An 8,776-nucleotide genomic window follows, 5' to 3' on the forward strand; every position below is an offset into this window, starting at 1 on the left:
AGCTGCGCGCGAGCGTGCGCGCGGAGAAGCTCAGCGAAGTGGCCGCCGAGTTCGACCACGTACACGACATCCGGCGCGCTGTCGAAGTCGGCTCGGTCGACGCCGTCATCCAAGCCTCCGAACTGCGCCCGCGCATCATCCAGGCGATCGAGGCGCACCTGCGCTGACGCAGCATGAGCACGCCTTGACGCGCCGCGGATTCAGCTCCGCGGCGCGTCAAGGCGCCTCAGACCTCATACCGCGGGGAAGTAGCCAAGCCCTACGTGCGAACGGCGACGGCGGCGTATGCCGAGTAGCGGCTGACATCGCCGTTGAGCGGATCGGGCGCGGCATCGGGGTCCGGCCGCCAGTGGATCATGCAGACCAGGCCGGGTGGAACCAGCTCGTACCCGGGCAGCAGCGCGGTGATCTGGGCGTGGCTGCGACCGGTCAATCCGGCGCTGGCGCTGCGATAGACGTTCTCCATATCGCGCAGCCGCTCAGGCTGAAAGTCGTCGGTGGCGTGCGTCAGCGCGAGCAGCGAGCCGGGCACGGTCGCGCGCCGGTAGGCGTCGACGACCGCAGCCGGGTCGTCCTCGTCCGGGACGAAGTGCAGCACCGCGAACATCAGCACCGCGACCGGCCGGGAGAAGTCGAGCATGCCGCGCGCCTGCTCCAGCACGATGTCGGCGTCGCGCAGGTCCGCGTGCACGACCATGGTGTTGGCCACCCCGTCGAGCAGGCTGCGGCTGTGCGCGACGGCGACAAGATCGTTGTCGACGTACACGGTGCGTGCCTGTGGGGCGAGGCGCGCCGCCACCTCGTGCGTGTTGCCGACCGTCGGGATGCCCGCGCCCAGGTCGAGGAACTGGCTGACTCCCTGCTCGACCGCGAAGGCGATGGCGCGGCGCAGGAACGCCCGGTTGGCCCGCGCGATGTGCGGCGAGTCGGGCCACACCGCCATCGCCTGTTCGGCCAGCTCCCGATCGGCGGCGAAGTTGTGGCTTCCGCCCAGGTAGTAGTCGTACATGCGGGCTGGAGCCGGCCGCTCGATGTCCACCTCGTCCGGCGCCCAGCTGGGGCGTTGGGTCACGACTTCCCCTTCGGAATCAGTGCGCTGCGTTCTCGCCGCACGCGATCAGCCTACGGCCGACCGGTCGGCTGCGCTCGCTTCTTCCCTTCAGATCGGCTTTCCGTCCGCTGCGCGCATAGTGCTCGGTTCGATCGTCCAGCCGCAGTCCGGGCCCGGGCTCACGGACACGATGTCACCCTGCGGACGCCACAGGGACCACTGGGTGTGCGGCGCGGCGTCGGATGCCGAGGTCAAGCCGGAGTGCACGGGGAAGACCAGGAGCCTGACGCCGCCGGGGCGGGCGATCTCCAGTCCGGAGACCGCCCGGCCGACCAGGACGCCCAGGGCGTCCCCGAGCTCTTCACCCGGGTCGAGGGCGGCCGCGATCACCCGCTCCCGGGATTCCAACCGCCACCCGTGGGTGAGGACGCGAAGGCGGAGCTCACCCTCCACCCAGTCGGGGACCGGGCGCGAGTCCGGCAGCCGGACGAGGAACACGTCCAAGCCGTGGGCCGGCCGCAGTTCGCAGCCGCGCACGCTCGTGCCGAGCATCAACCCGGCCAGCTTGCGCAGGCGATCCACCCGGTCTCCCGCGTCGCTCACTCCCCGCCTCTTCCCTGCCACTGCTCGATTGCATCGATGATCTCATCGTCGGACGCGTTCGCGTTGCCGTCGACGCCCGAGCCGAGACTTTCGGCAATCTCGTGACGCGCGCTCTTATCCCTGATGTTGACCGGCTGAAGCCGGCTGGGGAGTACTATGCGTCCTCTGATACGAAAACGGGCGCACGGTACTCCCGGGCGGCGGATCCGGCCGGTGGTGGCGAGGATGACGGTGATCACTGACACGACCCAGCGGCCGGCGCGTCTCGCGCGTGGGCTGGTCTGGTTCGCCGGGATCGCGTGCGTCGGCCTTGTGCTGGGAGTGGTCAGCATCGTGGTTCTGCGGGCCGTCGACAAGCCGCTTCAGTTGCTCAAGGCCGACCAACTTCGGCAGCTCTTACTAACCGGCACCTGGAAGGACAAGGCAGGCGCGACGATCATCTTCTCGCCGGCCAACCTCACGACCGGGCTGTTCTACGGCGACAGCGTGGGCGGCGACTTCGCGTTCACCGGCATGCCCAACATCTTCGACGCCCGCACGATTCAGAATCCCCCGGCGAACGGGCACGGATACTGGACCATCGACGGGCAGACAGACGGCTACATCGAGTTCTTCTTCCCGGACCTCGCCACGCCTCAGGATCCGAGGCCGCAGGTGAGCCTGCTCGTCGAGGGTAGTGCGTCGTCACCGGTGCTGGTGTGCCGTTATCCCGACAACGACGGCACGTGCACGTTCCACAAGCAATAGCCGGGCTTACCCGACAACCGACGCACCGTCGCCGCGCGCTTCGGCCGCCGCCGACCGGAAGAGGACGACGGCCAAGTACGCGGTCAGGCGCTACGCGTTTCCAGTTCGATCACGGACCACGACTCGGCGGGGAGGACCGCAGTCGTTGCGCCGTTTCGGGTCTCGACCCGCTTGAGCTCGACGAGCGCCCCGTCGATGGACCGCAGTTCGTCCGCGTCGTCCGCGGTGAGGGTGCGGGCCGCCAGCAGCGTGCAACCGCCGAACGCCTGGTGGTCGATCGTGACTTCGGCGGGATGCGGCCCGCGGTTGGCGAGGAACACCGCCGCCCGCCCGGCCGCGCGGTCGAGCGTCGCGGCGGCGGCCACGGAGGGCACGGTGCCGTGGCGGTCGGTGGTCAGCGGCGCGCACTCCACTGCCGTGCGCAGCGCGGTCCCGGCGGCCAGGCGGGCTGTGGCGGCGAACGGATGGAAGGTGGTCTGCCGGGTGGCCGGTCCGTCCGGCTCGGTCAGGATCGGCGCGCTGACGTTGACCAGCAGCGACAGGCAGGCGATCTTGACCCGGTCGGCGTGATTGAGGATGCTGATGAGCAGGTCGCCGAGCACGACCGCGTCCAGGCTCTGATACGGTTCCTCGGTGATCCGCGGCGGGGTCAACGAGAGGTCGCGGGCGAGGCCGGCCGGGGAGACGTCGGCCGCGGACGACCAGACGTTCCACTCGTCCAAAGCGATCTGGAGCCTGCGCTCGGAGCCTCGGCGTGCGGCGACGGCGTCCACGGCCGCTACCACGTCCTCGATGAACCGGTGCAGGCGGTGTCCGGAGACGAGGTAGTCGCGGCGCGCCTGGGTTCCGTCGTAGTAGGCGTGCATTGACAGGTAATCGACGACGTCGAGGGTGAGTTCGGCGACGGTGTCTTCCCACTGGCCGAACGTCGGCATCTCCCGCGAGGAGGATCCGCAGGCGACCAGTTCGATGCCGGGATCGACCATCCGCATTGCCTTGCCCGCTTCGGCGGCGCGGCGACCGTACTGCTCCGCCGTGGTGTGCCCGATCTGCCAGTCGCCGTCCATCTCGTTGCCCAGGCACCACGTGCGCACCGCGTGCGGTGCCGGGGTCCCATAGGACGCACGCAGGTCGGCGAGAGTCGTGCCGCCGGCCACGTTGCAGTACTCGACGAGCTCGGCGGCTTCGCGCACCCCGGCGGTGCCGAGGTTGACCGCCATGATCGGATCGAGCCCGCGGCGGGCCGCCCAGCGCAGGAACTCGTCCGTGCCGACGGTGTTCGGTTCGGCGGTCCGCCAGGCCAGGTCCAGCCGGGTGGGGCGGTCCGCGACCGGTCCGATGCCGTCGCGCCAGTCGTAGCCGGAGACGAAGTTGCCACCGGAGTAGCGCACCAGCGTGACGCCGAGTTCGTCGACGAGGGCTGAGACGTCCCCGCGGAATCCGTCGGCGTCCGCGGTGGCGTGTGCGGGCTCGTAGATGCCGGTGTACACGCAGCGGCCCATGTGCTCGACGAAGCTGCCGAAGATGCGCCGGTCGATCTCGCCGACCGCGAAGGCCGGGTGCAGGAAAACCTTCGCCGTAGCCGCCGCACCGCTCATCGGGAGCTCCCGGCGAGCAGGCCGCGGATGAAGTGCCGCTGCAGGAACACGAACAGCAGGATCGTCGGGATCGTGGCGAAGGTGCACGCCGCCATCAGCTGCCCCCACAGGTCGGCGCTGCTGGTGCTGCCCTGCGCCCCGCTCACGTTCGAGGTCAGGCTGGCGAGCAGGATGGCCAGCGTCTCGTGGCGCTGGTCGTTGACCGCGACGATCGGCCAGACCAGGTCGTTGTAGATGTTGAACAGCGACAGCACCGCGAGGGCCGCGAGGGCCGGGCGCAGCACCGGGACGCAGATCGAGCGGAACACCCGCAGCGGTCCCGCGCCGTCGATGCGCGCGGCGTCGATCAGCTCGTCCGGGATCTGCTCGATGGTCTGCCGCATCCAGAACACGCTGAACGCGTCGACCGCGCCGGGCAGGATGAGCGCCTGGTAGCTGTTGATCCAGCCGATCTGGCTCATCTCCAGCAGCAGCGGCACGATCAGCACCAGCGTCGGCAGCATCAGGGTGAGCAGGACGAAGCCGAACAGGAAGTTCTTGAACGGGAAGTTGAACTTCGCGAAGCCGTAGCCGGCCAGTGGGCTGAACACCATCAGCAGGCCGCCCTTGACCACCACCACGATGAGTGTGTTGATGAACGCGTGCACGATCGGGACGTTCGCGAACATCCCGGTCCAGTTGCGCAGCGTCGCCTGCGCCGGATTGAAGCCGAGCGGGTCGTCCAGGATGCTCACGCCCGGCTTGAGCGACGAGGTCACCATCCAGTAGATCGGGTAGAGGAAGGCGAGGGCGGCGAGCAGCATCGCCAGGTAGCCAAGGGCCCGGCGCACGCGGACCGCCGGCTCGGTGCGGCGCGCCCGGACGGCGGGGACGCTCAACGCGCTACTCACTGCTCCTCCTTCGAACGCAGCACCCGCACGGCGATCAGCGAGAGCAGGAAGACCAGGATGACGAGCAGGAAGGAGTTCGCCGCGCCGGTGCCCAGGTCGGAGTTCTGGATGTGCTGGTAGAGGTAGAGCCCTGAGGTAGTGGTGCTGTTGTACGGACCGCCCTGGGTCAGCACGTAGGGCTCAAGGAACATCTGCGAGATGCCGAGCGTGGAGATCACCAGGAAGAAGCCGATGTGCCTGCGCACCATCGGCACGGTGATCGACCAGAACATCCGCGGGGCGCCGGCGCCGTCGAGCGCGGCGGCCTCGTAGAGGTGCTCGGGGATGGACTGCACCGCGGCCAGCATGATGATCAGCGCGAAGCCGCTGGTCTTCCACAGGATGAACAGGGCGATGGAGGGCTTGGCCCAGCTGGTCGTGGTCAGCCAGCCGACCGCCGGCAGTCCGAAGAAGCGCAGGATCGCGTTGAGCACCCCGAAGTTCTTGTCGAAGATCAGGATGAACGCCTGGGCCATCGCGGCCAGCGGCGTCACGTACGGGATGATCACGATCGTACGCAGCGACTTGGTGAACCGCAGCCTGGCCCTGGTCAACAGGCTGGCCGCGGCGACGGCGAGCACGGTCTGGATCGGCACGATGAGCACCCACATCACGCCGGAGTTGCCCAGCGAGGACCAGAACTGCGGATTGGTCAGCAGGTAGGTGTAGTTGCCGAAGCCGACCCAGTGCAGCTGGCCCGCGCCGTGCCAGTCGCTGAAGCTCAGCTCCAGCGCGTAGATCATCGGGTAGGCGCTGAACGCCGCGAAGACCACGAAGAACGGGGCGATGAAGAGGTAGCCCCACCACCAGTCGCGCGGCAGCCTGCGCCGGGTCCGCGCGGACCGGGACGCCGGCGGCCTGGTGCCGCGGGCCGGCTCACCGGTCCGCGGCGCCGAGGTGTTCCACTCGAGCAAAGACATGCCGCCCTCACTACGCGCGCTGGACGAGGTTCGTCTTGATGCCGGACACCGACTGCTTGATCACATCGTCGACCGACATCTTGCCGTCCATCAACAGCTGAAGGTTCGCGCCGAGGTAATTGGCCGCCTGGTTGAACCAGGTCGGCACGTGGTAGCCGGCCGGGATGCCGAGCGAGGCCTGGGCGGCCACGTCCCACAGCGAGGTGTTGCCCAGCTGCGGCAGCGCGTTGAACAGCGACGGGCCGCTCAGTGCGCTCTTGACCGACGGCAGCGCGGTGTTCAGGCCGTTGGGGTAGACCGTGTTGGGGCCGAAGACCTGCTTGATGCCCTCGGGACTGTAGATCGCGTGCTCGTAGAACAGCCAGGCGAGCTGCGGCTGCGCTGCCTTGGCCGGGATGATGAAGGAGCTGCCGCCCATCACGCCGGAGCGGGCGCCGCCGGACTTCCACGCGGGCAGCTGGCTGACCCGCCACTTGCCGGAGCTCTTGGTCAGCGCGGTCTGCACCAGGAAGTTGAACCAGATCGCCCACGGCACGATGCTGATCGTGCCGTTGTCGGCCAGCGCGATCTGCGCGGTGCTGGCGAACTCGCAGCGCGCGCCGAGGTTCTCGTCGGCCACCTTCTTGATCCAGGTCAGGGCGTTGCGATAGGCGTCGGTGTCAATGGTCAGATCGCCCTGCGCGTCGACGAGTCCGGAGCCCTGCTGCTGGCTGACCAGCATCATCAGCCACTGCATGCCGAGGTTCGGGTCCTGCTCGAGCGGGATCGGTCGGGCGTTGGGGTTCTTGCCCTTCACCGCGCGGGCCGCATCCAACAGCGCGTCATACGAGGTCAGCTGCGCCGGGTCCACCCCGGCCGCGGAGAGGATGTCCTCGCGGTAGAAGAACAGGCCGGGGTCGGTGTCCCAGGGAATGCCGACCAGCTTGCCGCCGACCGTGTTGACGTCGAGCTTGTACTGGACGGTGTCCGCGACGTACGGCTTCATCAGGCTGGTCAGGTCGTAGAGCTCGGCGGCCTGAGCGCCCACCGCGCCGTCGGCGGCGAAGGAGCCGTCGGGCACTCCGGTGCCGCTGATGAGCGTCGGCGCGAGCTTGGTGCCGATGTCGACCCCGACGAGGTTCAGCTTGACCTGCGGGTACTTGGCGTTGAACGACGGAACCACGGTCTTGAAGACCTTCAGCAGGTCGTCGTCGTTGAACCAGAGGGTCGCCTCGCCCTTGGCCGCGGTGCTGCTCGGCACGGCGCTGAGCGCCTTCGTGTTACCCGAGCTGCCGCCGGGGGCGCAGGCGCTCAGAGCCGAGACCGCAGCCGTGCCGAGGCCGGCGAAACCGAGTAGCTGGAGCGCGCCGCGCCGGGAGAGCCCGCGCGGGGGAAGTTCGTTCGCTGTCATGAGTGGTCTCCCTTGACCTCGCTGTGTGACGTTCAGTCGATGCTCGCGGTGGCCGCCCGCAGGACGGTCCAGCTGTGCGGCGGCAGGGCGAGCGTGGTGCTGCGTGCATCTTCGGAGCTGGACGTGCTGAGCGGGGTGAGGCTGACGTCCGGTGCGGTCTCGCGGTCTCGTGGTCCGCGGTCGTCGGCGGCGATGTGCCGGGCGGACGTGATCGTCCAGCCATCGAAGCCGGGGTGTCTCAGGTCGACGGTGACGGCGTGGTCCGCCCGATTGGTGAGGAACACGGCGACGTCACCCGTCGTCGGGTCGTGCGTGGCGGACGCGGCGACGGCGGGCACATCGCCGTATCGGCGCGTCGCGAGTTCGGCCGAGCCGACCCGCGTGACCAGGCTGTGGCCGCGGGCGCCGGCGGCCACGGCCGCGAACGGGTGGAACGTCGGCTGGCGCCAGACCGCCCCGCCCGGCTCGGTCATGATCGGGGCGATCACGTTGACCAGCTGGGCCAGGCACGCGATCTTCACCCGGTCGCTGTGGTTGATCAGGCTGGAGAGCAGGTCTCCGACCACCACCGCGTCCAACGCGGAGTACTGGTCCTCGATGCGCGCTCCGGCGACGTCGATCTCCATCGCCTCGCTGCCGGGATAGCGGCTCTGGTACCAGACGTTCCACTCGTCGAACGAGATGTTGATCTTCCGGGACCGCTTGCTGCGCCGCCGGGCCGCGACCGCGTCGATCGTCGCGGTGACATCCTCGATGAACGAGTCCATCGACGCGCCGGAGGCCAGGAAGCTGGCGCGGTCGCCGTCGTGCTCCTCGTAGTAGGCGTGCATCGAGATGTAGTCGACGTGTTCGCCCGCCGCCTCGAGGACGGCCGATTCCCAGTACCCGAAGGTAGGCATCTCGTGCGAGGAGCTGCCGCAGGCCACCAGCTCGATGTCCGGATCGACCAGCCGCATCGCCTTCGCCGCCTCGGACGCGAGCGCACCGTAGCGCTCGGCCGTGGTGTGTCCGGTCTGCCACGGGCCGTCCATCTCGTTGCCCAGGCACCACAGCTTGACCTCGTGCGGCTTGAGCGCGCCGTTGCGGCGGCGGCGCTCGGACCACTCGGTGCCTTCGGGGACGTTGCAGTACTCGACCAGTGCCGCCGCCTCCAGCACCCCGGCGGTGCCGAGGTTGACGGCGAGCATCGGCTCCACCCCGCGCGCCTTGGCCCAGGACATGAACTCGTCCGTGCCGACCTGGTTGGTCTCGATCGAGCGCCAGGCCAGGTCGAGCCGGGTCGGTCGCTCGCTCACCGGGCCGATCCCGTCCTCCCAGCGGTAGCCGGAGACGAAGTTGCCGCCGGGGTAGCGGACGATGGGCACGCCCAGCCGGCGGATCTCGGCGAGGACGTCCTTGCGGAACCCGGCCGCGTCGGCCTGCTTCGACCCGGGTTCGTAGACGCCACCGTAAATGGCCCGGCCGATGTGTTCCAGGAACGAGCCGAACAGCCGGCGGTCCAGCGGCGTCCGCCGCCGCGCCGGGTCGATCAGCACGCG

9 protein-coding genes are annotated in these 8,776 nt (G+C 69.1%); 1 reads left to right on the top strand and 8 read right to left on the bottom strand.

The window, feature by feature from the left end:
• Positions 1–259: 259 nt before the first annotated feature.
• The 3 genes from VFB40_RS13620 to VFB40_RS13630 form a co-directional block, all read right to left on the bottom strand.
• Complete coding sequence (locus VFB40_RS13620; protein ID WP_324850582.1) at positions 260–1,072, bottom strand: SAM-dependent methyltransferase; 813 nt, start codon at positions 1,070–1,072, stop codon at positions 260–262.
• A gap of 87 nt (positions 1,073–1,159) precedes the next feature.
• Entirely contained in the window at positions 1,160–1,654 is a 495-nt protein-coding gene (locus VFB40_RS13625; protein ID WP_324850585.1) for a hypothetical protein, read from the bottom strand.
• Entirely contained in the window at positions 1,651–1,893 is a 243-nt protein-coding gene (locus VFB40_RS13630) for a hypothetical protein (RefSeq protein WP_324850587.1), read from the bottom strand. Before VFB40_RS13630 ends, VFB40_RS13625 begins: the two co-directional genes overlap by 4 nt.
• Here VFB40_RS13630 and VFB40_RS13635 point away from each other — a divergent pair.
• Complete coding sequence (locus tag VFB40_RS13635) at positions 1,880–2,401, top strand: hypothetical protein (protein WP_324850589.1); 522 nt, start codon at positions 1,880–1,882, stop codon at positions 2,399–2,401. The two genes, VFB40_RS13630 and VFB40_RS13635, sit on opposite strands and share 14 nt — an antisense overlap.
• 83 nt (positions 2,402–2,484) lie before the next feature.
• On the opposite strand, the gene VFB40_RS13640 is transcribed toward VFB40_RS13635, so the two are convergent.
• From VFB40_RS13640 to arfA, 5 genes are all read right to left on the bottom strand, one after another.
• On the bottom strand, positions 2,485–3,999 hold the full coding sequence (locus tag VFB40_RS13640) for an alpha-N-arabinofuranosidase (RefSeq protein ID WP_324850591.1): 1,515 nt from the start codon (positions 3,997–3,999) through the stop codon (positions 2,485–2,487).
• Complete coding sequence (locus VFB40_RS13645) at positions 3,996–4,889, bottom strand: carbohydrate ABC transporter permease (RefSeq protein ID WP_324850593.1); 894 nt, start codon at positions 4,887–4,889, stop codon at positions 3,996–3,998. The genes VFB40_RS13640 and VFB40_RS13645 overlap by 4 nt, the downstream gene beginning before the upstream one ends.
• Complete coding sequence (locus VFB40_RS13650) at positions 4,886–5,848, bottom strand: carbohydrate ABC transporter permease (RefSeq protein ID WP_324850595.1); 963 nt, start codon at positions 5,846–5,848, stop codon at positions 4,886–4,888. The genes VFB40_RS13645 and VFB40_RS13650 overlap by 4 nt, the downstream gene beginning before the upstream one ends.
• A 10-nt stretch (positions 5,849–5,858) precedes the next feature.
• Complete coding sequence (locus VFB40_RS13655; protein ID WP_324850597.1) at positions 5,859–7,238, bottom strand: ABC transporter substrate-binding protein; 1,380 nt, start codon at positions 7,236–7,238, stop codon at positions 5,859–5,861.
• 32 nt (positions 7,239–7,270) lie between these two features.
• Positions 7,271–8,776: arabinosylfuranosidase ArfA (arfA, locus tag VFB40_RS13660; protein ID WP_324850599.1), on the bottom strand; the 1,506-nt coding region annotated here is incomplete at its 5' end.

The organism is Actinocrinis sp., from assembly GCF_035650855.1.
Classification (GTDB): domain Bacteria; phylum Actinomycetota; class Actinomycetes; order Streptomycetales; family Catenulisporaceae; genus Actinocrinis.